Raw genomic sequence first — 24,897 nt, forward strand, 5'->3', positions numbered from 1 at the left:
CGCTAAAACCCGTGATACGTCACAAACTCTTCGTTGTCTGCGCGAGTTGATCGAACCTCGTTTGCAGCGAACTCTGGGTCTGGATAGCCCAAGGCTATGCAAATCATAATGGCCTCATCATCAGGGATGTTAGCGTGCTTGTGTACCACATCGGACTGCATAATGCCCTGACCATTGATAACACAACCAAGCCCTAAGTCCCATGCAGCTAGCACGATGCCATACGCCAGCGACCCTAAACCAAACTGCGTGATCCCTGCTGGCTCTAAAGCCTTGTCATAGGTAAGCACCAAAGAAACGGGCGCATCAAACTGCCTAAAGCCGCGCATCATCCAATCCATACGCTTTTCCTTGTCTTCTCGGGTTATTCCCATTACGTCGAACAGCTGTATGGCTACATCAATTTGACGCTGACGGTGAATCCCCTCGTAGTCCTCTTTGTAGGGAAAGTCTCGAACGTGCGGTTTACCTTCAAGTGTATTTTTGGTGTTGCCTTCACGAATTTTATCAAGCACGTCGCCTGTTACTGCATGAATTTTCCAGGTTTGCGTGTTATAGGACGATGGCGCCCACTTCGCTGCGTTGATAATCGCGTCTACTGTTTCCTTAGTAACAGGCTGTTTAGTGAACCCTCTAACACTCTTTCTCGATGCTGCAAACTCGGCAAAATTCATACACTTCCTTAAACGCGGTAATTGAACTTGTTAAGTTAGAGTAAACACGACGAGTTTGCTCTTCAATAGGTGGCAAACCTAATTCAGATTGTTTGTTTTTATAGATATATATAGAAGTTTGTAAACCCTTTCATTTAGCAGTGCGTAGCAAAAGCATGTCATGAGTCAGGCACACATGATGTTTATGGAAGTTTGGCTTTCAAAAGAAGCATACGAAAGGAGTTTTATAATGGCTAAGAAACCGCAATTAACCACGTCGGCAGGCGCCCCCGTAGTAAGTAACGAAACCACTAAAACAGCAGGAGAGCGCGGCCCCGCCCTCTTACAAGATTATCAACTAATCGAAAAGTTAGCGCATCAAAACCGCGAACGAATTCCAGAACGTGTCGTTCACGCGAAAGGCTGGGGTGCACAGGGCACATTTACGGTCACGCACGACATTACCGATTACACATGCGCTGACTTATTCTCAGAAGTGGGTAAACAAACTGAAGTATTAAGCCGGTGGTCTACGGTAGCGGGAGAATCAGGCGCAGCTGATACCGAGCGTGACGTGCGAGGCTTTAGTTTGAAGTTTTACACACAACAAGGCAACTGGGATATGGTAGGTAATAATACTCCTATCTTCTTCATTCGTGACGGATACAAGTTCCCTGACTTCATTCGTACGCAAAAACGTCATCCGAAAACTAACCTGCGCTCACCAGAAGCCATGTTCGACTTTTGGGCTGCACAGCCAGAAAGCGTGCATCAAGTTACCATTTTAATGTCGGACCGTGGTATTCCGGTGTCACCTATGCACATGAACGGCTATGGCAGCCACACTTTCAGCATGTGGAATAAGGAAGGCAAGCGTCATTGGGTGAAGTTCCATTTCAAAACTCAACAAGGCATTAAAAACTACACCAATGAAACGTCTGAAAAAATCATTGGAAGCACTCGGGAAAAATATCAAGAAGAGCTATATAACGCCATTGAAGAAGGCAATTTCCCAAAATGGACAATGTACATTCAGGCCATGCCAGAAGAGGAAGCAGGACAGCAAAGCTATAACCCGTTCGACCTAACCAAGGTGTGGCCGCACGATGACTATCCGCTTATTGAAGTTGGTGAACTGGAAATGAACAGAAATCCAGAAAACTATTTTCAAATGATAGAAAACGCAGCATTCAGTCCGTCAAATGTTGTCCCTGGTATTGGCTTTAGCCCTGACAAAATGCTTCAGGCTCGCATATTTTCTTATGCTGATGCCCATCGCTATCGTTTGGGCACACACTATGAAGCACTCCCCGCTAACGCGCCGAAAAATAGCAAGGTAAACCACTATCACAAAGACGGCGCGATGCGCTTCTTTACCAATGATTTTGGTAACCCTGACGCCTACTATGAGCCCAATCAATACGAAGGTCCGGTGGCTGACTTTTCAGTGAAAGAGCCTCCGCTCCGCATTGATGGAGACGCTGATAGATATCATCAAGATGAAGCAGATGTGGACTACGTGCAGCCGCGAAAACTGTATGAGATGTTTTCTGATGATCAAAAAGAACGGCTGTATAAAAACTACGCTGCCGCAATGGGCCCGTGCTCAGATAGCGTAAAAGAGCGTTGGTACGCCGTGCTAGAAAAGGTACATCCAGACTACGCCGCAGGCGTACGAAATGCGGTAGAAAGCTTAGATACCGACGTAAATACGGTACCGATTACTGAAAATACCCCTATCGAAGATAGCTAAACGCTATTGTTGTAAGGTATCGCGGCCCAGCAGTTTTTTCCTACTGGAATCTGCTGGGCTCCACAATTTAACAAACATGGCATATTTTTAATACTTGCCTAAAACACATCTAACTGATGATAAAGAGACTTCTGTCATCAAAATATGCTCATTGAACTTTAGAACAAAACTTGTCGAGTAAGTTTGCGAGATTGAAAATTGTGGCTTACGTTTAATGTATCTAAACGTTTATAGCGCTATGTATGTCGTTATTTAAGAAGTCAAAAACAGAACAATCCACCTCTCGCCAAGCTCCATGGAAAATAGCCATAATCGATGATGAAGAAGGCGTACATGAGGTCACTAAACTCACTCTGCGGAAATTTAATTTCGAAAAACGCGGGGTTGAATTTCTATCAGCTCACAGTGGCGCTGAAGGCCTAGCACTTTTCAAAGCAAATCCAGACATCGCTCTCGCTTTCGTTGATGTGGTGATGGAAACTGACGATGCGGGTTTGAATTTGGTTGAGGCCATTCGCAACGAGCTCAATAACCATACCGCCCGCCTTATTCTGCGAACAGGTCAACCTGGTCAGGCGCCGGAAGAAGAGGTAATCAGGCGTTACGACATAAACGACTACAAAGCCAAAACTGAATTATCATCGCTTAAACTTAAGTCTTGTGTGTACACAGCAATAAGGTCGTATCGGGATATTCAGACTATTGAGCAAGGTAAGCGCGGTATGGAAGACGTTTTAAAATCCTCGTCTTCCGTTTTAGCAAGCCAGTCTTTAGCCCAATTTGGCACCGCAGTGTTGAAACAGACACTTACACTGCTTAACCTAAACAACTCTGTACTCTACTTGTCTACTCAGCACACCGACTTATATGGCGATACGACCATGACGGTGCTAGGTGCCAGCGGCGACCTAGTTGGATTATGCGAACCTGGAATTTCTAGCCGAATTCCTGAAACCATCGAAGAAGAAATCAAACAAGTCTTAGAAAGCAAAAGTCACTATCAGTCTAAAGATTTATTCATCGGCTACTACCCTACTGGAGAAGATAGCCACAACATCTTGTATGTTAAGTTAGATCATCCACTGGATGCTCTGCAGCGCAAGACCTTAGAGATGTTTGCCTCTAATGTGGCGGTAATATTCCAAAATCTCACGCAAAAAGAAGACATACAAAAAACCCAAAAAGAACTCATTATGGTGCTTAGCGACGCAATCGAAATGCGGAGTAAAGAGACCGGTGGTCATGTGAGAAGGGTCATTCTTATGACCGAATTTCTCTCTGAAAAGCTTCACATGAGCCGAGAGTTTATTGAGACCATACGGTATTCAGCCGCACTTCATGACGTGGGTAAAATTAGCATCCCTGAGACTATTTTACATAAGCCGGGCAAACTCGACCCCGAAGAATGGGAGATCATGAAGACCCATGCACAAAAAGGCTACGAGCTACTTGCGGGATCTGATCGCATCGTTGCTAAAATGGGCGCCATCATTGCGAAAACGCATCATGAGCGGTGGGATGGTCAAGGTTACCCTGAAGGATTAGCTGGAGACGACATTCCCGTGGAGGGTCGTATTATGGCAATTGTCGACGTTGTCGACGCATTGCTATCTAAGCGCTGCTATAAACCGACATGGAGTCCTGAGGAAGTAAAAGCCTATCTTCATGAGAATTCCGGGAAACAATTCGATCCGCTAATCACCCACATTATGATAGAGCACTTCGACAGGATCCTTGAAATCCGAGCCACAGAACCGGACGAAGATGAATGAAAGAATCGCTAGAACTAATCTTATTACGCGTTAGCCAAAGCGCAGATATTGATAAAGGTGAATTAGACGTTGCTTCTAGACTTATTATCAACTCGGTGTGTGAGGGTTTGCAAATTACTCGAGCTGGCATTTGGTTGTATGATGAAATGCAAACACTGGTACAGTGCACATTGCTCATTGATAAGGGTAATGACCTGGACCACGAAAGCTTAGTACTTACCCGAAAAGACTTTCCTCATTATTTCGAGGCGCTAGATTCAGAGAGAACCATTGCGGCCCACGACGCATTAACAGATGTTGCAACATTTGAATTTGCAGAAGTGTATTTAACGCCGCTTGGGATTAGCTCTATGCTTGATGTCCCTATTCGCCACCGCGGCAAAATGATTGGGATAATTTGCTGTGAACATCAAGGCAAAGCCCGTGAATGGCATGCCGATGAAGTTGTATTTGCGGCGTCACTGGCAGACCTTTACGGGCGTGCAGTGAGTGCAAATGAGCGCGCAGATTACGAGCAGAGGCTAATTGAGGCGAACCAAACCCTTGAGCAAAAAGTAATAGACCGCACGGCTGAACTTGAGGCCGCACAAGAAAAGCTCGTCGAGTCAGAAAAAATGGCGGCGTTAGGAAATCTAGTCGCAGGCATTGCTCACGAAGTAAATACGCCGTTAGGCATTGCACTTACCTCCGTCAGTAACTGCAAAGAAGAACTAAAAGACATCTATCGAGACTTCGAAAACGATGAATTAACCGAGCAGGGTTTTAAAGACTTTGAAGCTATTTGCTCTGAAGGGCTAAACTTGGCTGAAACGAGCCTGATGCGGGCAGCGAATTTAGTACAAGACTTTAAGCGCACTTCTGCTGACCAAACGTCATTAGAAATAGAAGAAATTGCATTAGACGAATATATCCCTAGAGTCTGTAACCCTTTAAAGCCCATGCTTCGCAAAGAACAAGTTGAGCTTAGCATAGACGTTACGCCCAATTTAGTAATAACCACCTGCCCCGGTATTATTGCCCAATTGCTAACAAATTTAATCTCGAATGCTCAGCGTCACGCTTTTGGTCCATCGGTAAATAACGACGTAAATAGAGTGAGTGTGAGCTGCAGTAAAAATGCCAAAGGCATTGTGATTAGCGTACAAGACAATGGCAAAGGTATACCAGAGGCACTTCACAAGAAGGTATTCGAGCCATTTTACACCACGGCTCGTGATAAAGGCGGTACAGGGCTGGGCCTAAATATTTTATACAACTTAGTACGACAAAAATTTAACGGTGAGATTGACTTAACATCAACCCCAGGAGAGGGTACGAAAGTAACCGTGTGTATTCCGGTTGAAGCCTAGCGTGCCTCTCATTTTCCACAACCTATACCCTGCGTTATAAATTCCCTGTGCAGCGCGCGACATTATTAAAATGTCGCCCTCACGACAGACCTAACATCAAAGGCTGGGCAAGCTAAATACAAAAGCATAACAAGGCATGTAGAAATGCAACTTTCACAATGGCGAAGTTCCGGCCACTTTTTAAACGTCGACGGTCAGCAAGTTTTTTATAAAACAGAAGGCACGGGACCAGTACTATTACTCATTCACGGATACCCCACCGCAAGTTTTGATTGGGCTAAAATATGGCCAGCACTTACAAACAAGTATCAATGCGTGACGCTCGATATGCCGGGGTTTGGTTTTAGCGATAAGTCACCAAAAAAATACTTAATTAAAGAGCAAGCCGACACGATAAGTGAGGTAATAAGGCATTTAGGTATTACAAGTGCCCATGTTCTATCTCACGATTACGGTGATACGGTTGCGCAAGAAATGATGGCGCGGCAATTGGAAAACGACCTTGCCTTTCGCATCGAATCGCTGCACTTACTTAACGGTGGGCTTTTTCCTGAGACACATCGTGCTCTGCCCATTCAAAAGCTGCTGCTCTCTCCAATTGGTGGTCTACTCATTCGCTTTTTAAACAAAAATGCAATTCGAAAAAGCATGCACAACATATTTGGCCCAAACACACCTCCTTCAGATCAAGACATCAATGATTTTTGGATACTTATCAGTACAAATAATGGTCACCAACACATGCACTTGCTTTTGGACTATATGAAGCAGCGTAAACAATACCGAGAGCGCTGGGTAAGTGCACTGCAAAATGCCAATGCCCCTCTTCGACTAACCGCAGGTATGGCTGATCCAATCTCTGGCGCGCATATGGTGGCGCGGTACAAACAACTCATTCCCAATGCAGACGTAGTTGAGATCGAGCAAATTGGGCACTATCCGCAAATTGAAAGTGCTGAAGCCGTGGTGAAATCTATAACAAGCTTTTTAGGTCGCTACGCTAACTAAACGTGAAACTTTGTCTTGATACGGCACGCGACAGGGGTAATATAAAGCTTCACTGATTTAACTCTAGACTCGCAACCAACGTTTATGGACGCTTCAACCAACAACGAAATTATTCCTGCCGCTAGCTTTAAGCAGATTGATATTGGTTTCGTGACCCCTGCTGCTTCCATAAAACGGTTTGTACAATGCATATGGGTGATTGATAACCCAGAAGGCTCAGCTACAACGCTAAACGAAAAATTTTATCCCGATGCAGGTTCTAGTTTGACTTTTTATCTCGATCAAACTAACTGTGAAGCACAATTGTTTTACCATACTCAGGTCTGCGCCATGCCGTGGGAACTGGCTTGCAGACAAATAAGTGTAAGATTTAGGCCCGGTGCCTTGAAATACTTGTTCGGTTTAACCTTTGATGACAGTAAAAACCAACAAATCGACATCGCGTTTGCTATGGTTAAGCAGCGTGATTCTTATCAACGACTGCAAGCCTATCTTATTGGAAAAACTATTAGCCAGCAGTGCTTAGCAATACAGCACTGGTTGATTGAGCTAGCAGAAAATACTGATGGAGCCTTTCAGAAATGGGAGCGCATGCTTTATCAGTCGATGAATTTACTGGTGCCCCCACAACATCTTGCCGATCAGTTCGGCGTCAGCCGAAGAACGCTGGAGCGCCAATTTCGCACTAACTTTGGTTTCTCGCCAAACAAACTGTATCAATTTGCTCAAATACGCCATGCTCGATCGTTATTAACCTCAAATTCTGAAGCGCTGAGCCACGTCGCATTGGCATGTGGTTACTTCGACCAAGCGCACTTTACGCATTCGTTTAGTGATTTCGCGCTGGAAACGCCCCTTCAGTATAGAAAGCGAAAGTTGTCGCAAATTTACAATTAAGCGTTTTGCTTAGACTTTATAGTTCTCCGCAGTTTAAAGGAGATCACTATGAAAAAACGTATCACACCATCTGAGCTATATTCTGAATATCCCCATATTCTTGAGCACCTCACAGGCTTGGTTAAGCCTTCAGTCAAAAGTACTTTAAGTCATAAACTCATACATTTAGTTAAGCTTCGTGCGTCACAAATTAATCAGTGCGGCTTCTGCCAACACATGCACGCCGAAGAAGCGAGAGAGTCTGATGAAAATCAGTCAAGGCTTGATGTATTGTCTGCATGGAGAGAGCTAGATTGTTTCAGTTTTGAAGAGAGAACAGCATTAGCGTGGACGGAAGCGTTAACGCTTATCCACTCTTCCACTATTACTGAAGAAATGTATAACAGTGTAGAAAGCACCTTCGGAAAAAAAGGGCTGATAGAACTCACGTCTATTATTCTTCAAATTAATAGCTGGAACCGTATTTCAGTAAGCCTTCAGTTTCAACCTTCTATTTAGTAGTAAGGAAGACGTGAAAATGACTATCATGAAACAAGTACAAAATAACAAATTGGGTGTAGCCGCCTGCTTGTGCTTTTTTTGGGGAAGTACCCTTTTCTTGCCAGCCTTCAGCAAATTTGCAACCGCTGGAGTATGGTTATTTATGGCGGGTTCTCTATTGATGCTTTTAGACATCTTGAGCATTAAAACCAACTAGGCTTTGCGCTAATAGTGTTTAAGAGTGTATATACAACTATGCACTCTTTTATTGAGCGAAATTTACTGCTGTATATTGGTACAAGAAAAGTGAGTTTCGATTTTACTTTGATATATATGGCATAAGCCATTGAATGGGGAGAGAGAAGTTGGTCGGTGTGAGAGGATTTGAACCTCCGACCCCTGACACCCCATGACAGTGCGCTACCAGGCTGCGCTACACACCGACCGAAAGAGCCGACAAGTCTACTCAATTTCAACGACTTTGCAATGTAAAAAAACCAAATAACCGCCTAAACGATTATTTGGTAATCAAAACCCATCTAAAACGAAGCTTATTACAAGTCGTCTGCACTTACATCTTTGATTTCTGGCCATTCTTCATTCGCCTCATCTATATGAGTAGGAATGTTCTTGGCCCATGCTTTGTATACACTTTCGTCTTTATTCACGTAAAGTACGCCATCAACAATTTCAAACGCTTTGCCGTTTATTTCGAATTTCTTACCAAACGTTGCGCCGTAGGCACAAAAGCCGCCATACGCTGGTGCGTATTTGTCTGGGTTGCTTACAAACATGTCTCTATTTTTCTGCGATGAAAATCGGTAAATAGCGTCGTTGTGGACAGCCGTTACAGTCGCTTTACCCAGCACTGGCTTACCTTCAGTAAAATAAGCTACAGCGTCGTGCCCGGCTAAAATAATTCCGTTTTCGTCGGTCTCTGTATCAACGCCAGCGAATACCGCGCCACTAGCAATTAGTGAAACTGCAAATAAACTACCTTTTAAGAATACTCTCATGCTATTTCTTCTCCACATTGGTGTTTCGAGTGTTTTCACACTATCTCTGTATAAGTTCGAAGAATATGGTACGTACTTCGGTCTTATACAAACATGCTCCAAACGCTTAAATACTTGTCCAAAACACCATGAAAAATTTAGAAAGCCTTTTTGACCAACTTCAAATAACCACCAATGTATTTCACAACGGACAATATTGCGGTAACTGGCAAATTGACACTTCTGGCACCGGCTTTATTAATTTTCACGCCGTTACTCACGGTCAATGCTACTTACACCGTAACGACGACGGCCCAGTTTTGTTAGAAAAAGGCGACATGGTTTTACTGCCTGTTGATAGCCCGCACCTTTTAAGCCCTACAAAAACTCACACTTACAAAAATGTTAGCGCAAGCTCTATTCCTGTTAGCGAGAAACTAGGAGCTGAAGGCCCGGTGCTACTTTGCGGTTACTTCGAGTATCAGCACCCTTTAATGAGAGTAGTAACAAAAGAACTGCCAGAATTTTGGATAATTAAAAAAGCATCAAAAGAAAGTAGAGTGCTGCATGAAAGTCTGCAGTTACTTATCAGCGCGTCGTTAGAAGTGTCGGACTCAACCTTCACTTCGTCGGTTCTGCTAAACAAAATCGCAGAGGTTGTATTCCTTTTGATTGTGAAGCATTTAATGAGCAAGTACTCATCAACATTAGGGGCTCTACTGCATCCGGCCATAGCCAATAGCCTTCAAGCGCTTCATAACGCGCCTGAACAACATTGGAACGTAGAAATGCTGGCGAGTATTGCGAATATGTCTAAATCTAACTACGCAGCAAAGTTCAAAGCCTGTGCAGGCGTAACTCCAATTAAATACCTAACGCAATGGCGCCTGCGTTGTGCCTGCACAGAAATAATCCAAAGCAACAAGCCGTTAATTACCATTGCAAACCAATATGGTTACGAAACGGAAGCTTCTTTTTCAAAGGCTTTTAAAAGAGAGATTGGAGTGTCTCCTTCACAAAAGCGCGTTCAAGCTAGGCCAGCGTAACGTAACACACCCCAGTGACTACCAGTGCAACTAACACGTTTAGCACCACACCCTCTCTGGCCATAGTTTTTATGTCGAACTTTTCCGTTGAGTATGCAATGGCGTTAGGCGCTGTAGCTACTGGCAGCATAAAAGCGCAACTTGCGCTAATTGCCGCGGGGATCATCAACAACTTAGGATCTACGCCCACAGCCATACCCGCGGCCGCTAGAATTGGCATTAGTAGTGTAGATGTTGCCGTGTTAGAGGTAATTTCCGTCAAGAAGGTAACGAACAAGCAAATTCCAAGTACCAATAGAAGAACAGGAAGCGTAGAAAGTCCCGTTAGCCATGTTCCCATAAGAACACTTAAGCCTGATGACATAAATGCTTTGGCAATACAAATGCCGCCAGCAAACAATAACAACATGCCCCACGGAATATCGTTTGCGGTTTTCCAATCAAGCAGTTTGTCGTTGTTTCCTTTTTCGTCTACTTCACCGTTATCGTTTCCGCTGTTGGTAAAGAACATAGCCGCAACACCCGCCACGGCAATAGTACTGTCACTTATCGTGCTTATGCCTATCCAAGCAGTCCAAAAAGGTCTGAAAATCCAAGCTAAAGCGACAGTGCCAAAAATAGCAAGAACACGCTTCTCGGCTCTTGTCCATGTGCCTGGGACAGGTAAATCGATGTTCCCCACTTGTTTAATACCGCGCGCTAACCATAAGGCCATAATAGGTACGCCTAGTATTACGATTGGTACGCCTGTTTTCATCCAGTCGATAAAGCTGTATTCAATACCTTGGGTTTCTTCATACACGCTCATAAAGATAATATTAGGTGGCGTCCCAATCGGTGTCCCTACCCCACCTAAGCTTGCCGAATAAGCGATACCAAGTATAAGCGCCACGCCAAATCGGGGATTGTCTACTGCGTTGATAATAGCGATAGCCATTGGCAACATCATTAGGATTGTTGCCGTATTACTAATCCACATACTGAGTACTGCGGTTGTTAACATGAAGCCCAGTACCAGTTTGAGCGGGCTGCCGCTGCCCGTTATACGCAACATGTAAATGGCGAAACGCTTGTGTAAGTTAGCGCGCTCCAACCCTTTTGAAAGCATGAAAGCAGCCATTAATAGAATGATAACGTGGCTTCCGAGAGCAGAGGCAGCTTCGCTGTGAGACAACACACCAAATAACGGGAATAGCGCGAAGGGTAAAAGTGAGGTAGCGGGAATGGGGAGCGCTTCAGTCACCCAGAGCACAGCGACAAACAGCGTAATTGCTGCGGTAAAAATGATCTCGCTGGGCTGATCAATGGCCCACAATCCCAAGCCACATAGTACTGAAGCGATAAAGGCAAATAGAATTATACTGTTTTTACGTGTTGGCTTTCGTTGTAGAGTTTCTGAAGAAGGTTCAGAGTTTGTGTGCATTGCGCTTCCCGTTACTAATAGCTTTATTATAAGTGCTAGTTATTGCTCTTATATTTTCTATCAGTAATTAGCGGGAAACGCACTACGCTTTTGCGAAAAAAACGTGTTTTTAAGACGGTTTCTTTTATTTACTCTCGTCGTCTGACGAGATTCGGCTTGCAACTGCGCCTGCTTGGCCTTTGTATTTAGCGTCCACTCTTGCGTTGTACGGTTTTTCAGCTGGCGCTGACAACACTTCGAAGCTAAGCGCCCCTATTTTCATTTTAGGGCGAAGCGCCAGCGGTAACTTACCACTGTTGTAAAACTCAAGAACGATGTTGCCCGACCAGCCTGGATCTATTCGATGCGCGGTCACGTGAACCATTAAGCCCAAACGCGCAAGCGAAGAACGCCCGTCTAACCAACCTACGATGTTGTCAGGCAAAGTTACTGACTCGTGGGTAATAGCAAGCGCCAGTTCCCCGGGGTGTAGAAAGAAGGCTTTACCCTCTTCTAGTTCAATTTCATCGCTCATAACATGGTCGAGCGCCTCTTGAACCTGTGCTTTCGGCCCACTTAAATCGATAAAAGGCGCTTGGTGATCTTCAAACACGCGAAATTTATTACCTAGGCGGATATCTACCGTTACACCACTTATTTGATCGTAGCTGGGTGTAGGGTCAATTTTAATTTTTCCATCTTGCAGATGTTGGTAGATATCGCGGTCGCACAAGCGCATGGTGTATTCCTCATTTCGTTAGGCCGCTATTATGCGTATGTCGCCGCATGCATTCAACTGCTCAAAGGCTTGTTTTATCTGCTTTTGCGCAATTTTCGTATAGTTTTATCAAATTTTAAATTTAAGTAATCGAACCTGACTATAATTCACCTTTACTACACCTGTCTGAATTTACCTATCCGTCGGGCATTCCTGATATTTGTTACCTAGATATTTCAAGCTAGTTACTCTTTACCAACAATGCCAATAGGGTTGCCCTTAATGTGTTTAACTGCCCCTTTTCGTGGCGCAACAGTAAAAGCCAATTGCATAGACAGGGCGCGAGCAGCCTCGCGATAACTTTCACTCAATGCACTTTCAGGCGAGGTAATTAACAAAGGCGTGCCGGCATCGCCATGCTCGCGAATATGGATATCAAGCGGCAGCTGACCTAAAAGCGGCAAACCGTGGCGTTCGGCAAGCGCCTCGCCCCCGTCTTTTGAAAACACATAGTCTTTGGTACCACAGGCTCTGCACTGGTAATAACTCATGTTTTCAATAAGCCCTAATACAGGTACGTTCACTTTTTCAAACATGCTTATACCTTTTTGAGCGTCGGCTAGTGCTAAGTCCTGCGGCGTTGTAACTACCACTGAAGCAGTCAACGGTACTTGTTGCGCCATCGTCAGTTGGATATCGCCGGTACCCGGTGGCATATCTACAATTAAGTAGTCCAGCACGGGCCATAGGGTTTCATCTAGCAACTGCTTTAACGCTCTGCTTGCCATCGGCCCTCGCCATACCGCCGCATCTTCTTGAGGCACTAAATAACCAATTGAGTTCGCCACCAGCCCATGTGACATAAGGGGCTGCATGTGCTTATTATCTTCGCTTTCAGGATGTGCATCGGGGTTGCCCAACATAATGGGAATAGACGGCCCATAAATATCGGCATCTAAAATCCCAACTTTCGCGCCTTCTTGCATAAGCGCAAACGCTAAATTAATACTGGTTGTCGACTTACCTACACCGCCCTTGCCAGAGGCCACCGCTATGATGTTTTTAATGTTGGTAACCGGCGCTACTTCTGTTTCTCCACTCGCTACGTTTTGTTTAAACGTAAGCTGGTCATCGCCAAGCTTCCCTTTTAGCTGGTTAAGCACTTCTTGTTTAAGCGCGTCTAGCTGTGTAGCAATACAAAACGGTAAAGTAACTGTCACGCTGGCATCTTCATTTTCTGGCTGGCTAAAAGCACACCATGGCAAGGTATCTTCAACATCTAAAGAAAAATACTTGGCCAAAATTACAGCAACTTTTTGAGTTGCCGGCTCTGCTTTGCGAGAAAAGAACATAAAATGCCTTACTAGTAGTAGAATTGTGTGAATTACGTAATGCAAAAAACGCGGTTTTCCGCTAGTATTTGCAGCCATTTTGAAACGCAAAGAATCAATAACGTCATTATGTCAGAAAAACGCCGAATTCTGGTAACCAGTGCGTTGCCATACGCAAATGGCTCTATTCATTTAGGCCATTTGCTAGAACACATTCAAACCGACATCTGGACTCGTTTTCAGCGCCTTCGCGGAAACGAATGTTACAGTGTTTGCGCCGACGATGCACACGGTACGCCGGTTATGCTTAAAGCCCAAGAGCTTGGCATTACACCTGAAGAAATGGTGGCAAGAACGCGTGCTGAACATCACCAAGACCTTGTTGATTTTCACGTAGATTACGACAACTACTATGTAACCCATTCGCCAGAAAACAAGGCGCTGTGTGAAGCAATTTACACCCGTTTAGATAATGCAGGCTACATCAGCAAACGCACCATTAATCAGCTGTTCGACCCTGAAAAAGAAATGTTCTTGCCAGACCGTTTCGTTAAGGGTACCTGCCCTAGCTGTGGCGCAGAAGATCAAAACGGCGACAGCTGTGACGTATGTGGCGCAACGTATAGCCCAACAGAAGTGAAAAACCCTCGCAGCGTAGTATCGGGTGCTACACCAGTACTACGTGAGTCTGAGCACTTCTTCTTTGACCTGCCAAAATTTGAAGGCATGTTAAAAGAGTGGATCCGCTCAGGTGCCCTGCAGGAAGAAATGGCTAACAAGCTGCAAGAATGGTTTACTGAAGGTCTTCAACAGTGGGACATCAGCCGTGATGCGCCTTACTTTGGCTTTGAAATTCCAGGTGCGCCGAACAAGTTCTTCTACGTGTGGGTAGATGCGCCTGTTGGCTATATGGCTAGTTTCAAAAACTTCTGCGACCAAAACAACTTAGAGTTTGATGACTTCTGGAAAGCAGACTCAGAGGCTGAGCTTTATCACTTTATTGGTAAAGATATTACCTACTTCCACTGCCTGTTCTGGCCTGCGATGCTAGAAGGTGCGGGATACCGTAAGCCCACTGGTGTAAATATTCACGGTTTCGTCACCGTAAACGGTGCGAAAATGTCAAAGTCGCGCGGTACCTTTATAAAAGGCCGTACTTACCTTGACCACCTGAACCCAGAGTATCTGCGTTACTACTTTGCGTCTAAGTTAGGCGACGGTGTTACCGACATCGACCTAAACTTTACTGACTTCGCACAAAAAGTGAATTCAGACTTGGTAGGTAAAGTGGTTAACATTGCAAGCCGCTGTGCAAGCTTTATCACTAAGCGTTTCGACGGCAAATTGTCTGACAATGTGATTGAGCCAGAGCTTATTGCAGAGTTCCAAAACGCGTCAGAGAGCATTGCTGCACTTTTCGAGAAGCGTAAATACCACCAAGCCGTGCGCGAAATCATGGCCCTTGCTGACAAAGCAAACCAGTTCATTGATAACAACGCACCTTGGGTAACCATTAAAGACGAGACTAAGCAGCAGTTCACACACGATGTGTGCTCGCTAGGTATCAACATGTTCCGTCTGTTGGTGATTTACTTAAAGCCTGTACTGCCAGTACTTGCAGAAAAAGCAGAAGAATTCCTAAACGACAAGTTCGACTGGAATTCACTGCAAACCCTATTGAAAGGCCACGCCATCAACAAATTTAAGCCGATGATGCAGCGTGTAGAAATGGAGAAAATTGGCGCCATGGTTGAAGATTCAAAAGAAAGCCTAGCGCCAGCAGCACCGGCAATCGACCCAGACAGCCCGCTTGCTAAAGACCCTATTAGCGACACTATCTCGTTTGATGAGTTCGCCAAAGTAGATTTACGTATTGCGCGTATTGCTAAAGCTGAACACGTGGAAAAAGCCGATAAGCTTCTACGCTTAGAGCTAGATTTAGGCGGCGAAACCAAGCAAGTTTTTGCAGGTATTAAGTCGGCCTACTCGCCTGAAGCCCTAATTGGTAAGCACACAGTAATGGTGGCGAACCTCGCTCCTCGTAAAATGCGTTTTGGCATGAGTGAAGGCATGGTATTAGCCGCGGGCCCTGGTGGCGACGAGCTATACATTCTTGAGCCGCACGAAGGTGCAAAGCCGGGTATGCGTGTTAAGTAAGCTGTAAAGCGCCCCCTTAAAAGTAAGGTGACATTCAGCGCTATAGCGCGACGGGATGTCACCTTTTTTATTGGGCGGTCAAAGCGGCGCTCAGATTTATAAAGCAAAAACCATTTAACCAGAATCAAAGTGCAAGCACGTAACTTGGTATGCTAATAAGCCTAATCATCCTACACTCCTCACTCACTAACCTTATCTGCCTTAGGCAAATCGGCTAGAAAATTCTTGTCAAAAAACAGCGCAGTTCCGTTCGGTTTGAATCAAGGCGATCTAACCCTCTTTTTTTAACGTAATCAACGTGGTTAATTAATAAAAGAGGTATTTATGGAAGATTTCTTCGGGACTAATATCGATTTATCGGAATTAACCGAAAAAGCTATTTCACTGGTGATGACTTACACCCCCAAATTATTATTGGCTATTCTTACTTTGGTGGTGGGTCTCTGGTTAGTGAATCGTTTTGTAAACCTATTAGATCATCGGCTAGGTAAAAAGGACCCCACGTTAAATAAGTTTCTGTGCGGACTTATCAGTGCGGTGCTAAAAGTAATGCTGTTGATTTCAGTTGCCTCAATGATAGGTATTGAAACCACCTCATTTATTGCCGTCGTGGGTGCTGCAGGTTTAGCTATTGGTCTGGCATTACAAGGCAGCCTGGCGAACTTTGCTGGCGGTGTGCTAATACTGATTTTTAAACCCTTTAAAGTGGGTGACACCATTGAAGCAGAGGGTCATTTAGGCTCAGTGTCAGAGATACAAATTCTTTATACTGTACTTAACACTTTTGACAATAAGCGCATTGTTATTCCCAATGGCAGCCTATCTAATGCCACGTTAATTAACGTTAGCGTATATGATAAACGCCGTTGCGACATGACATTTGGTATAGGCTACGATGACGATATCGATAAAGCGAAGGAGGTGTTGCAGCGTCTATTTGAAGAAGATGAGCGCTCGTTGACCGACCCTGCACCAAGAATTTGTGTAGGCGGATTAGGCGATAACTCAGTCGATTTAATGTTTAGACCGTGGGTCGCCACAGATGACTTGTGGCCTTACTACTGGGATATGCAGGAAAAAGTTAAAAAAGCCTTTGATGAAGAAGGCATTAGCATCCCATATCCACAGCGAGATGTTCACCTCTATAAAACGAGTAACGACTAACGTCTCAGTTGGGAGATAGCAGTCTATGCTATCTCCTATTCCCCTTTCAAACTTGTGTAAAAAAGCGAAAGCCACCCGTTTTAGTACAACATCTTGGTAAATTTAGAAGGTGGTTAGCGCCTGTCACCGCTTCTAAGTTAAGAGCGTGGCGTGCTCTCTTTGCACATGGCATACACATTAACAATATTAGCGCAGCGTGCGATTCATCGTAGAAGTCCTTACACTTGCCCCTACCGCGGAAAAACGCGGCTTTAAATTGCGTTTAGGTTTTATGGCCGTCATGGGGATTACCCGCTTTTTCGCGAGTATTACGTACACCGCACTGCACCATGGCAAATAAGATGCTAAATAGTCTTGAAGCTTAACCGCCCCTTTCCATTTTTGTTGAAAAAAGAGCGTTGAAAACATCACTTGACGTTGTTCAACAATTTCAAATCCCAGCAGCTGAAGCCAATCTTTAATGCGATAGGACGTAAAAAAGCGTGCATCGTGTAGGATATTTTCGCGCTTAACAGGTAGAAATTTGGCAAGTCCGGCGAGGCTTAAGGGGTTAAAGCCACTTATGATCACATAACCGTTTTGTGTAATAACGCGGTCTACTTCTCTTAATATTTCGTGAGGGTCTTGCGCAAAATCTAATTCATTAGCAAGTAGAAAGCCATCAATGCTGTTTTCGGCGAAGGGTAAGCAGTGCGACTGCCCCACTACCGTGTTTTCTCTACTTATTTTCGGTTCGCGTTTATCACCGCCTAACGATATACCCGATGCATTGTGATTGGGAAAGCCCTCTTTCGCTTCATTGTGGTGTGGCTGCTCGCTAGCTAGGTCATTAAACGGAACGTGATTGATGTGGTGTCGAATTGGGCTGGTATCGAGATTTATATCGGCACTTAGCGAGCCTAGTTTGGCAAAGTGATACCCAAAAATTCGCTCAGCATAATCGCTACAAACTGCATTGACCGCATGTCGAATGTGCTCTCCCGCGGGGAAATCATTCCAATTTGTAGGGTAGCGTGGCGGTTTGGCTTTAAACGCCGATCTCATTAACACTGCGCGCTCTTAGGTTGCTCTGCTCTTCACAAGTCCCTATAGTAACGCATAATTCTACCTACACAAGCAGGTACTCTTATGACGGCAGAAACACTTCCTTCAGGCGTAGCCATTCATCCTATTCCCGCTTTTACCGACAATTACATTTGGTGTATTTATAACGAGAGTAGCGCTATTGTTGTCGACCCAGGTGATGCTGAGCCAGTGTTGGCCTTTATTAAAGCCAAAGGCTTAACGCTGAGCGCAGTTCTCATCACTCATCACCACAGAGACCACACAGGTGGTATTGCTAAATTAGTATCTGCAGTACCAGATTTGCCAGTTATTGGCCCAAGAGGCAATCACATAAGAGGAATAACTAAATCTGTTTCTCAAGGCGATACTGTCTCGCTACCTGTTTTTAAAATGGCGCTGCAAGTAATGGAAGTGCCAGGTCATACCCTTGATCACATTGCTTTCTTCGGGCATGGCGCATTGTTTTGCGGCGACACGTTATTTTCAGCAGGTTGCGGACGATTGTTTGAAGGTTCGCCAGAGCAAATGCATCATTCACTGAATAAGTTAAAGCGACTGCCCGACACCACGAAAGTGTTCTGTACACATGAGTATACTCAGGCTAACGTCCAGTTTGCTTTAGCCGTAGAGCCAGACAATAAAGCGCTGTGTGACTACGCACAGTGGGTGGCAGAAAAACGCGCTCAAGGTCAGCCTACACTACCAAGTAATCTCAAAGAGCAAAAAAACATAAACCCATTTTTACGGGCTCATGAACTTTCTGTGAAAACTGCTGCCGAAGCCTATTGCGAAAATAACCTGGCTGACGATGTAGCGGTATTTGCTGCAGTTCGCCGCTGGAAAGATGAGTTTTGATGCAAAAGTAAGCCGATTATCGTAACATGGTCGGTTTGCAGTGCTCCACGAGGTTTCTTCATATATGCAGTTGAAGTTTTTCCCACTGTCGCCACTGATATTGGCGCTAGGTTTAACGGGTTGTCAGTTAACCGATAATAATAACGACAATGCACAATTAGAAAGTAACGAAACCGCTTCGCTAGAAGCGTGCAGTGAAATTCATAACAACGAAGAAGCCATTTCTGATTGTGAAATTGCAAGAGACGGTGTTATTGATGTTGTTCACCCCAATGATGATACGCTAGAAGAAGGCGCTGAGCTTACCGATACACCGGATATGCATACGCAGGCGGTCGTTACTGACGTATGGGAACGTGCAAGTGCGAATTTCGCCTTACCTATCCCTGACGACAAACGCATTAGCGCACAGCGTAAATGGTACCTGAAGCACCCAGAGTATATGGCTCGCGTTGTAAAACGTGCCAAGCCTTTTCTTTATTACATTACCGAAGAAATTGAAAAGCGCGACATGCCGATGGAGCTTGTGCTTTTACCAATAGTAGAAAGTGCTTTCGATCCCTTTGCTTATTCCCATGGCCGAGCGGCTGGTATGTGGCAGTTTATTCCTGGCACAGGCAAGCGCTTTGGTATGCAACAGAATTGGTGGTATGACGGACGTCGAGACGTTGTTGCGTCTACTCAAGGTGCACTTGACTATCTAACCTATCTAAACGAAATGTTTGATGGTAATTGGCTGCACGCACTTGCCGCCTACAATAGTGGCGAAGGCCGCGTTCAAAGGGCTATTAAAGCTAACAAACGCGCGGGTAAACCTACCGACTTTTGGAACTTAAATTTACCCAAAGAGACACGTGCTTACGTGCCTAAATTGCTTGCACTGGCTGATATTCTAAAAAATAAAGATGAATATGCGTATGCGTGGCCTGAAGTTGAGAATGTAGCGGTTATCGAAGTGGTTGATATCGGCTCACAGGTCGATTTAGCGTTTGCCGCCGAACTTGCTGGTATGTCTTTAAAAGAACTACACGGGTTAAACCCAGGGTTCAATCGTTGGGCAACGTCACCAGAAGGACCACATAGATTAATACTTCCCCTTGATAAGGCTGCTGCGTTCTCTCAAGCACTGGCTAAAATTGATCAAAAAGAGCGATTGAACTGGGTACGCCACTCGGTGAAGCCCGGCGACAGCTTAGGTAAAATCGCTAAGCAGTATCACACCACCGTGAAAGTTCTTAAAAAAGTGAATGAGCTAGACTCGTCCATGATCCGCGTGGGTCAAGCGATAATGGTACCAGTAGCACTTCAAGAACTGGACAGCTACACATTATCTCAGGAACAGCGTCTAGCCAGCTTGCAGAACGGCAACACGTCTAAGCAAAAAGTACGTCATACCGTACAATCTGGTGATACGCTTTGGGATATTGCCCGTAAGTACAATATAGGCACTAAACAATTAGCTAAATGGAACGGTATGGCCCCTGGCGATATGCTTCACCCTGGCAAAACCTTAGTTATCTGGCAGGAAGGTAAAGCGCAAGACGGTGTTACCAAAAAAGTGACCTACACAGTAAGAAATGGCGATTCGTTGTCTCGTATCGCCAGCAAGTTCAATGTTAGAGTAAGCGACATAGGCAAGTGGAACTCACTTAATACTAAGCGCTATCTACAACCTGGTCAGAAGCTAAAACTTTATGTAGACGTAACAAGGTTGAACGCATCAAGCTAACCTTTAATACTTAAAGTTCAATATTGTTCATGCCTAACTGCATTTACGTTACGCTTTAAGTCAGAATACAGGATAAGGAAATGCTAAGAATTAACCGAGAAAATTTGCGAAACAGTCATGAAACGCCTTGGTTAATCTTAGATTTAGTCATGTTAGGTATACTTTTTGTGAACCTAACATGGCTCATTTTCGATGCCTTATACGCCACCGACTTTGTCTATGGTCTATTGGGCACGTATTTTCCCGCTTTTCTTAGTGCTTACGATCCCGTTCACAACAACTTTCTGTTGGTCGACTTGGTGTTTATCGCCATTTTCTTCAGCGAATTTTGCTTCCGGTGGGTTGTAGCTATTGTGCGTAAAGAACACTTACGCTGGTACTTTTTTCCGTTTTTGCATTGGTACGATATCATAGGTCTAATCCCTACTGGACCTACCCGCCTATTTCGTTTCTTGCGCATATTTTCTATTTTGCACCGCCTGCACAAATTCGAAATCATCGACTTAAATCAAACCGCGGTCTTTCGCTTTATTGCGTTTTACTACGATGTATTTGTCGAAGAGTTAAGCGACCGAATTGTTGTAAAAGTGCTCAGCGATGCGCAAAAAGACATCTCAGCAGGTTCGCCTTTGTTAGACGATATCAACGCACAGGTACTGGCCCCCCGCCGTCCTGTCATTACCCAATGGATGGCTGGCGTTATCAACCATTTAGGCCAGTCAATTCAAAGCGAAGAGCACGGCGAGGTGATACGGGAGCACGTGCGCAAGAGCGTGGGTAAAGCGGTGAGAAGTAATGCACAAGTTTCTTCCCTGCATTACCTACCTGTTATCGGCAAAACCATTGAGAATACGTTGGAAGAGTCAGTCACCGATATCGTGACCACATCGCTAGTTAACCTGTTAAGCGACTTAGACGCAGAGCGCATCGACCATTTCATTTCAGTCGGCATGCACGACTATACCCCTACCGCCGATGCACTTGATAAAGAAGTACTTAACGTTGTAAACGAATGCTTAGAACTGGTGAAAGCGCACGTTGCACAGCAGCGTTGGAAGTCACATCTCACCGAAAAAGAATCGGCAATCCCCACTGGCAAGCCCGAAATTTAATTAATTTGCAAAGCGATAGAGTCAAGGTGAACGCTAGCAGTATTCTGTTCAGCCACTGTTCATACAAATAAGCTAATATAAAGTCCTTACGAATATAATTATAACGATTAGAGGGACTTATGATGAAAATTAAACGCTGCAGAATGTTCAGCCGCTCATTTAACCACGCAATACTTGCAAGTTGTATAACGGCGTTTGCTTCAGGCTGCATGGTGATCTTGCCGACCTATTCTATTTCCACCAACCAAGAACCTGAAAAAATAGTCGAGCGCATTGAATACAATGCAAACCGATGCTGGTCCACACTGCATCAGCCAATCCATAGCGATATAGTCGTAAACACGTATACAATACAAAACGGCTACAAACTCACGGCCAGTCGTAAAGAAGGGAGCACCCCGCAATATCCTTTTTTACACGTCACCGTTACCCACTCAACCTACGGCAGCGAGGTATCTGTTCGAGAAGGTGAGTTTAACTTGGGCACAGACTTAAATTTAAGTGATGATGTAAATCGATGGATAAATGGCGACAATAGCTGCTAAAACTGATAAGGCGTACACACTATTTTTCAGTAGTAGACAGAATAATACTCGTCTCACTATTAAGCACGCCTTTAACGCCGCGCACTTCTTTTAAAATGCCATCTAAGTGCGCGAGACTTTCGGCGGTTATAACAATAAGTAAATCCCAATTTCCGTTTGTAGTATGAAACCGCTCAACACCATTCACCTGCCTAAGCTTACTAATAAGCTGTGTTGTACTAAGCCCTTCAAGCTCGACTGACATAAGAGCTTTTATTTTGTCTGGTTGCAGCTGCTCGTTAACACGAATAGTAAAACCGTCGATCACCCCCGAATTTACTAACCTGTCGATTCGTTTTTGCACCGTATTTCGCGATAACGAGAGGACTTCAGCTAGCACGGTTACAGGTGTTCGCGCATCGCGCTTCAATATATCGAGAAGCTCGCGATCTTTCGCATCTAAATCTACATACATGGTCGTTTCCCCAATAGATAAACAAATCGTCGAGTCATTAACTCGTTCTCCAAGACTAATTAGCGAAAAGCATAATGATAAAACAATTGAGCAATATGCTTAAACTAAATAACAACTTGCAACACCTTGAGCATGGTTAAGTGAATTCGCCAGAGAATAAAATACACGCTCTTTTCAGTGGAAATATTTCAGCTAAGGGCTGTAGGACGTTATATGCAAGCCAGTCACATCAAAAACTCACGATTAACTACACCAAATTCCGTTTTAATGGTACGCCCCTGTGCCTTTCGCCCCAACGAACAAACAGCCAAAGACAATAGTTTTCAGAAGCCCCTTGTATCGACGGGAAAAAATAGAGCGAAAATATCAAAGAATGCGTGTACGGAATTTGATGAGATGGTTCGCACTTTACGTATGAACCACATAACGGTAGAGGTGTTTGAAACAGAAGGGGAAAACACGCCCGATGCCGTATTTCCAAATAATTGGTTAAGTACACATCCCAACGGTTTGCTTGTCACCTACCCTATGTACTGTGAAAACCGCCGAGCGGAGCGTCGTGACGATATTGTCAGTTATCTGCAGCAACACTATATCGTACAGCAAGCTAAAGATTTATCTTTCCTTGAAGATGACGGAGATATTGTTGAAGGTACAGGGGCTATGGTGATCGACCATGTAAACGCGCTAGCCTATGTTTGCCTATCCCAACGAGCCAATAAGAGAGCTGTAATGTCGGCGTGTAAAGCTATTGGTTTAACGCCTATATGTTTTAGCGCCTTTGATACTGCTGGTACGGCGATTTACCACACCAACGTAATGATGTGTGTGGGCAGTGATTTTGCCATTGTTGCTACTAGCATGATAGAAGAAAGCGACAAAAATGTGGTGCTTTCAACACTTAAGGAGACAGGTAAAAACGTCATCGAAATTAGCGAAGAACAAGTGAATAGTTTTGCCGGAAACTGCCTAGAGCTTTTGAATAGCAATGGAAAACGTTTATTACTTATATCAGACACTGCTTTTAGTTCAATGAACGAAGAGCAACTAGCTTTACTACCCAGCGATCTTACTTTACTTCCCATCGCAGTGCCTACTATTGAAATGGGAGGAGGCTCCGTTCGCTGCATGGTCGCGGGTATTCACCTTGAGTGTAAAACGATTGGCGCTGAACAAACTACGACTAATAACATCAGCTTTGACACCCGCGTGAGACTAGCAAAAGGTGATGACTTTGAAGGCTTGCTTGCGTTAGCTGAAGCTGCATCGCCAGGTATGACAACCTTCCCACCGGATAGAGCAACGCTTGACAACAAATTAAAGCGTTCCATTAGAGAAGAACAAAAACTTATGCGTCAAGAGCGTCCAGACTACCTTTTGTTTGTATTAGAGGACCTTCGAACTGGCAAGCTTATTGGTACATCTGCAATTTTTGGTGAATTAGGAAAAGAAGACAGTTTTTATAGTTACAAACGAGAAAAAGTCGCACAGCGAAATAAATCACTAGGCGCACACTACACCCATGACATACTGCACCTAAGTCACCATTTTGAGGGTTACGCGGAAGTGGCATCGCTCTACTTACTGCCTGAATACAGAAAACACTTCAACGGAAAACTACTTTCAAAAGTACGCTACCTTTTTATGGGCTTACATCAGCATGTATTTCCAAAGCAGGTCATGGCTGATCTACGAGGCTATGTAAATACGCATGGGGACTCGCCTTTCTGGAATGCCGTCGGACGTCACTTTTTTCCTATGACATACGCTGAAGCGGATTTATATGGCGCCGTAAACGGAAATCAATTTATTGCTGATTTAATGCCTAAACTTCCGCTGTATGTAAATATGTTACCCAAAGAGGCTCAGTTGGCTATTGGTAAACCACATAACGACGGCCAACCCGCTATGGCAATGCTTGAAAAAGAAGGGTTTAAATTCACGAACTACATCGATATTTTTGATGGTGCGCCAAGTATGGAAGCTGAAGTTTTAAGCCTAAAAACTGTCAAATCAACAAAGCAAGTAAGAATAAAAGTTGGCGAAGGTACAAGGCGCGGCACCGAGAGTAAAATGACGCTTGTCGCCACGTTGAGCCAGCCTTTTTATGCAATGATGGCAGAAACCGAAGAACAAGACGAAATAGCTGTTATCTCTCGCAAAACAGCACAAGCATTAAACGTTAGCTCGGGAGATACCATCTTAATTTCAGATGTTTAGTCTCGTGCGTATATCCAAAAACCGCTGTTCAATGACGAAAGCTCGGTGTGCGCTTTACGCTTAACTAAAAAGAAAGCCCGCAAATGCGGGCTTCAGACTGTTGAAAAAGCCCTAGACGAAAGTCTGGGGCTTTGATCTAATAGGCATAGTGAAATTCGGAGTGTTCACCATGCTAACCCCAAAGTCCCCACA

At 44.5% G+C, this 24,897-nt stretch carries 22 protein-coding genes and 1 tRNA gene; 15 read left to right on the forward strand and 8 right to left on the reverse strand.

Annotated elements, in window-relative coordinates; all coding sequences use genetic code 11:
- Positions 1-2 precede the first annotated feature (2 nt).
- The gene (locus MHN02_RS17955) at positions 3-674 is read right to left on the reverse strand and encodes a nitroreductase (protein ID WP_039225304.1); all 672 of its coding nucleotides are present in this window, start codon (positions 672-674) and stop codon (positions 3-5) included.
- A gap of 229 nt (positions 675-903) precedes the next feature.
- Here MHN02_RS17955 and MHN02_RS17960 point away from each other — a divergent pair, with 229 nt between their 5' ends.
- The 7 genes from MHN02_RS17960 (at position 904) to MHN02_RS17990 (ending at position 8,129) form a co-directional block, all read left to right on the forward strand.
- The gene (locus MHN02_RS17960) at positions 904-2,406 is read left to right on the forward strand and encodes a catalase (protein ID WP_039225577.1); all 1,503 of its coding nucleotides are present in this window, start codon (positions 904-906) and stop codon (positions 2,404-2,406) included.
- A 242-nt stretch (positions 2,407-2,648) separates the two neighbouring features.
- Entirely contained in the window at positions 2,649-4,178 is a 1,530-nt protein-coding gene (locus MHN02_RS17965; protein ID WP_239247573.1) for a DUF3369 domain-containing protein, read from the forward strand.
- On the forward strand, positions 4,175-5,527 hold the full coding sequence (locus tag MHN02_RS17970) for a GAF domain-containing sensor histidine kinase (RefSeq protein WP_069944535.1): 1,353 nt from the start codon (positions 4,175-4,177) through the stop codon (positions 5,525-5,527). Before MHN02_RS17965 ends, MHN02_RS17970 begins: the two co-directional genes overlap by 4 nt.
- Positions 5,528-5,671: 144 nt before the next feature.
- A complete protein-coding gene (locus tag MHN02_RS17975) occupies positions 5,672-6,535 on the forward strand; it encodes an alpha/beta hydrolase (protein ID WP_239247575.1) in 864 nt (287 codons plus the stop codon).
- Between the two features lie 84 nt (positions 6,536-6,619).
- The gene (locus MHN02_RS17980; protein WP_239240795.1) at positions 6,620-7,432 is read left to right on the forward strand and encodes a helix-turn-helix domain-containing protein; all 813 of its coding nucleotides are present in this window, start codon (positions 6,620-6,622) and stop codon (positions 7,430-7,432) included.
- Positions 7,433-7,480: 48 nt separating this feature from the next.
- A complete protein-coding gene (locus tag MHN02_RS17985; protein WP_239247577.1) occupies positions 7,481-7,930 on the forward strand; it encodes a carboxymuconolactone decarboxylase family protein in 450 nt (149 codons plus the stop codon).
- A 19-nt stretch (positions 7,931-7,949) separates the two neighbouring features.
- Positions 7,950-8,129, forward strand: coding sequence for a YrhK family protein (locus tag MHN02_RS17990; RefSeq protein ID WP_014976860.1), 180 nt, complete (start codon positions 7,950-7,952; stop codon positions 8,127-8,129).
- Positions 8,130-8,278: 149 nt separating this feature from the next.
- On the opposite strand, the gene MHN02_RS17995 is transcribed toward MHN02_RS17990, so the two are convergent.
- Both MHN02_RS17995 and MHN02_RS18000 read right to left on the reverse strand, forming a co-directional pair.
- A tRNA-Pro gene (locus tag MHN02_RS17995) sits at positions 8,279-8,355 on the reverse strand.
- A gap of 111 nt (positions 8,356-8,466) precedes the next feature.
- Entirely contained in the window at positions 8,467-8,928 is a 462-nt protein-coding gene (locus tag MHN02_RS18000; protein WP_239247579.1) for a YHS domain-containing (seleno)protein, read from the reverse strand.
- 128 nt (positions 8,929-9,056) lie between these two features.
- On the opposite strand from MHN02_RS18000, the gene MHN02_RS18005 reads away from it, so the two are divergent.
- A complete protein-coding gene (locus tag MHN02_RS18005) occupies positions 9,057-9,953 on the forward strand; it encodes an AraC family transcriptional regulator (RefSeq protein ID WP_239247581.1) in 897 nt (298 codons plus the stop codon).
- Here MHN02_RS18005 and MHN02_RS18010 read toward each other — a convergent pair.
- From MHN02_RS18010 to apbC, 3 genes are all read right to left on the reverse strand, one after another.
- Positions 9,940-11,376, reverse strand: coding sequence for an SLC13 family permease (locus tag MHN02_RS18010; protein ID WP_239247583.1), 1,437 nt, complete (start codon positions 11,374-11,376; stop codon positions 9,940-9,942). The two genes, MHN02_RS18005 and MHN02_RS18010, sit on opposite strands and share 14 nt — an antisense overlap.
- A gap of 124 nt (positions 11,377-11,500) precedes the next feature.
- Positions 11,501-12,094 (reverse strand): dCTP deaminase, encoded by a 594-nt coding sequence (gene dcd, locus MHN02_RS18015; RefSeq protein ID WP_014976864.1) that lies wholly within the window; start codon positions 12,092-12,094, stop codon positions 11,501-11,503.
- A 224-nt stretch (positions 12,095-12,318) separates the two neighbouring features.
- Entirely contained in the window at positions 12,319-13,425 is a 1,107-nt protein-coding gene (gene apbC, locus MHN02_RS18020) for an iron-sulfur cluster carrier protein ApbC (RefSeq protein ID WP_239247584.1), read from the reverse strand.
- A gap of 108 nt (positions 13,426-13,533) precedes the next feature.
- Between apbC and metG the strand changes: the two genes are divergently transcribed.
- On the forward strand, positions 13,534-15,561 hold the full coding sequence (metG, locus tag MHN02_RS18025) for a methionine--tRNA ligase (protein WP_239247585.1): 2,028 nt from the start codon (positions 13,534-13,536) through the stop codon (positions 15,559-15,561).
- A 324-nt stretch (positions 15,562-15,885) separates the two neighbouring features.
- Positions 15,886-16,725, forward strand: coding sequence for a mechanosensitive ion channel domain-containing protein (locus MHN02_RS18030; protein ID WP_239247586.1), 840 nt, complete (start codon positions 15,886-15,888; stop codon positions 16,723-16,725).
- A gap of 186 nt (positions 16,726-16,911) precedes the next feature.
- On the opposite strand, the gene MHN02_RS18035 is transcribed toward MHN02_RS18030, so the two are convergent.
- Positions 16,912-17,769, reverse strand: a complete 858-nt coding sequence (locus MHN02_RS18035; RefSeq protein WP_239247587.1) for a methyltransferase domain-containing protein — start codon at positions 17,767-17,769, stop codon at positions 16,912-16,914.
- An 84-nt stretch (positions 17,770-17,853) separates the two neighbouring features.
- On the opposite strand from MHN02_RS18035, the gene gloB reads away from it, so the two are divergent.
- From gloB to MHN02_RS18055, 4 genes are all read left to right on the forward strand, one after another.
- Positions 17,854-18,645 carry a hydroxyacylglutathione hydrolase gene (gloB, locus tag MHN02_RS18040; protein ID WP_039225290.1) on the forward strand — a complete coding sequence of 264 codons (792 nt, stop codon included), beginning with the start codon at positions 17,854-17,856 and terminating at the stop codon, positions 18,643-18,645.
- Between the two features lie 64 nt (positions 18,646-18,709).
- Entirely contained in the window at positions 18,710-20,374 is a 1,665-nt protein-coding gene (locus MHN02_RS18045; RefSeq protein ID WP_014976869.1) for a LysM peptidoglycan-binding domain-containing protein, read from the forward strand.
- 80 nt (positions 20,375-20,454) lie between these two features.
- Positions 20,455-21,486: an ion transporter gene (locus MHN02_RS18050; RefSeq protein ID WP_239247588.1), complete on the forward strand. Its 1,032-nt coding sequence runs from the start codon at positions 20,455-20,457 to the stop codon at positions 21,484-21,486.
- A 119-nt stretch (positions 21,487-21,605) separates the two neighbouring features.
- Positions 21,606-22,031 (forward strand): halomucin, encoded by a 426-nt coding sequence (locus MHN02_RS18055; RefSeq protein ID WP_239247589.1) that lies wholly within the window; start codon positions 21,606-21,608, stop codon positions 22,029-22,031.
- Between the two features lie 19 nt (positions 22,032-22,050).
- On the opposite strand, the gene MHN02_RS18060 is transcribed toward MHN02_RS18055, so the two are convergent.
- Positions 22,051-22,485 carry an Lrp/AsnC family transcriptional regulator gene (locus MHN02_RS18060; RefSeq protein ID WP_014949919.1) on the reverse strand — a complete coding sequence of 145 codons (435 nt, stop codon included), beginning with the start codon at positions 22,483-22,485 and terminating at the stop codon, positions 22,051-22,053.
- Between the two features lie 213 nt (positions 22,486-22,698).
- Between MHN02_RS18060 and MHN02_RS18065 the strand changes: the two genes are divergently transcribed.
- Positions 22,699-24,705 (forward strand): arginine N-succinyltransferase, encoded by a 2,007-nt coding sequence (locus tag MHN02_RS18065; RefSeq protein WP_239247590.1) that lies wholly within the window; start codon positions 22,699-22,701, stop codon positions 24,703-24,705.
- The last annotated feature ends 192 nt before the right edge of the window (positions 24,706-24,897 follow it).

Origin of the sequence: Alteromonas sp. CNT1-28 (genome assembly GCF_022348345.1) — a bacterium.
In the GTDB taxonomy this organism is placed as follows: Bacteria; Pseudomonadota; Gammaproteobacteria; order Enterobacterales; family Alteromonadaceae; genus Alteromonas; species Alteromonas macleodii.

What these genes read in the sequence shown, in the direction of transcription:
- MHN02_RS17955 (WP_039225304.1), bottom strand. Translation starts at nt 674, where the DNA reads ATGAATTTTGCCGAGTTTGCAGCATCGAGAAAGAGTGTTAGAGGGTTC.
- MHN02_RS17960 (WP_039225577.1), top strand. Translation starts at nt 904, where the DNA reads ATGGCTAAGAAACCGCAATTAACCACGTCGGCAGGCGCCCCCGTAGTA.
- MHN02_RS18065 (WP_239247590.1), top strand. Translation starts at nt 22,699, where the DNA reads ATGCAAGCCAGTCACATCAAAAACTCACGATTAACTACACCAAATTCC.
- MHN02_RS17980 (WP_239240795.1), top strand. Translation starts at nt 6,620, where the DNA reads ATGGACGCTTCAACCAACAACGAAATTATTCCTGCCGCTAGCTTTAAG.
- MHN02_RS17990 (WP_014976860.1), top strand. Translation starts at nt 7,950, where the DNA reads ATGACTATCATGAAACAAGTACAAAATAACAAATTGGGTGTAGCCGCC.
- MHN02_RS17965 (WP_239247573.1), top strand. Translation starts at nt 2,649, where the DNA reads ATGTCGTTATTTAAGAAGTCAAAAACAGAACAATCCACCTCTCGCCAA.
- MHN02_RS18010 (WP_239247583.1), bottom strand. Translation starts at nt 11,376, where the DNA reads ATGCACACAAACTCTGAACCTTCTTCAGAAACTCTACAACGAAAGCCA.
- apbC (WP_239247584.1), bottom strand. Translation starts at nt 13,425, where the DNA reads ATGTTCTTTTCTCGCAAAGCAGAGCCGGCAACTCAAAAAGTTGCTGTA.
- MHN02_RS18030 (WP_239247586.1), top strand. Translation starts at nt 15,886, where the DNA reads ATGGAAGATTTCTTCGGGACTAATATCGATTTATCGGAATTAACCGAA.
- dcd (WP_014976864.1), bottom strand. Translation starts at nt 12,094, where the DNA reads ATGCGCTTGTGCGACCGCGATATCTACCAACATCTGCAAGATGGAAAA.
- MHN02_RS17985 (WP_239247577.1), top strand. Translation starts at nt 7,481, where the DNA reads ATGAAAAAACGTATCACACCATCTGAGCTATATTCTGAATATCCCCAT.
- metG (WP_239247585.1), top strand. Translation starts at nt 13,534, where the DNA reads ATGTCAGAAAAACGCCGAATTCTGGTAACCAGTGCGTTGCCATACGCA.
- MHN02_RS18060 (WP_014949919.1), bottom strand. Translation starts at nt 22,485, where the DNA reads ATGTATGTAGATTTAGATGCGAAAGATCGCGAGCTTCTCGATATATTG.
- MHN02_RS18005 (WP_239247581.1), top strand. Translation starts at nt 9,057, where the DNA reads ATGAAAAATTTAGAAAGCCTTTTTGACCAACTTCAAATAACCACCAAT.
- gloB (WP_039225290.1), top strand. Translation starts at nt 17,854, where the DNA reads ATGACGGCAGAAACACTTCCTTCAGGCGTAGCCATTCATCCTATTCCC.
- MHN02_RS18055 (WP_239247589.1), top strand. Translation starts at nt 21,606, where the DNA reads ATGATGAAAATTAAACGCTGCAGAATGTTCAGCCGCTCATTTAACCAC.
- MHN02_RS18000 (WP_239247579.1), bottom strand. Translation starts at nt 8,928, where the DNA reads ATGAGAGTATTCTTAAAAGGTAGTTTATTTGCAGTTTCACTAATTGCT.
- MHN02_RS18045 (WP_014976869.1), top strand. Translation starts at nt 18,710, where the DNA reads ATGCAGTTGAAGTTTTTCCCACTGTCGCCACTGATATTGGCGCTAGGT.
- MHN02_RS17970 (WP_069944535.1), top strand. Translation starts at nt 4,175, where the DNA reads ATGAAAGAATCGCTAGAACTAATCTTATTACGCGTTAGCCAAAGCGCA.
- MHN02_RS18050 (WP_239247588.1), top strand. Translation starts at nt 20,455, where the DNA reads ATGCTAAGAATTAACCGAGAAAATTTGCGAAACAGTCATGAAACGCCT.
- MHN02_RS17975 (WP_239247575.1), top strand. Translation starts at nt 5,672, where the DNA reads ATGCAACTTTCACAATGGCGAAGTTCCGGCCACTTTTTAAACGTCGAC.
- MHN02_RS18035 (WP_239247587.1), bottom strand. Translation starts at nt 17,769, where the DNA reads ATGAGATCGGCGTTTAAAGCCAAACCGCCACGCTACCCTACAAATTGG.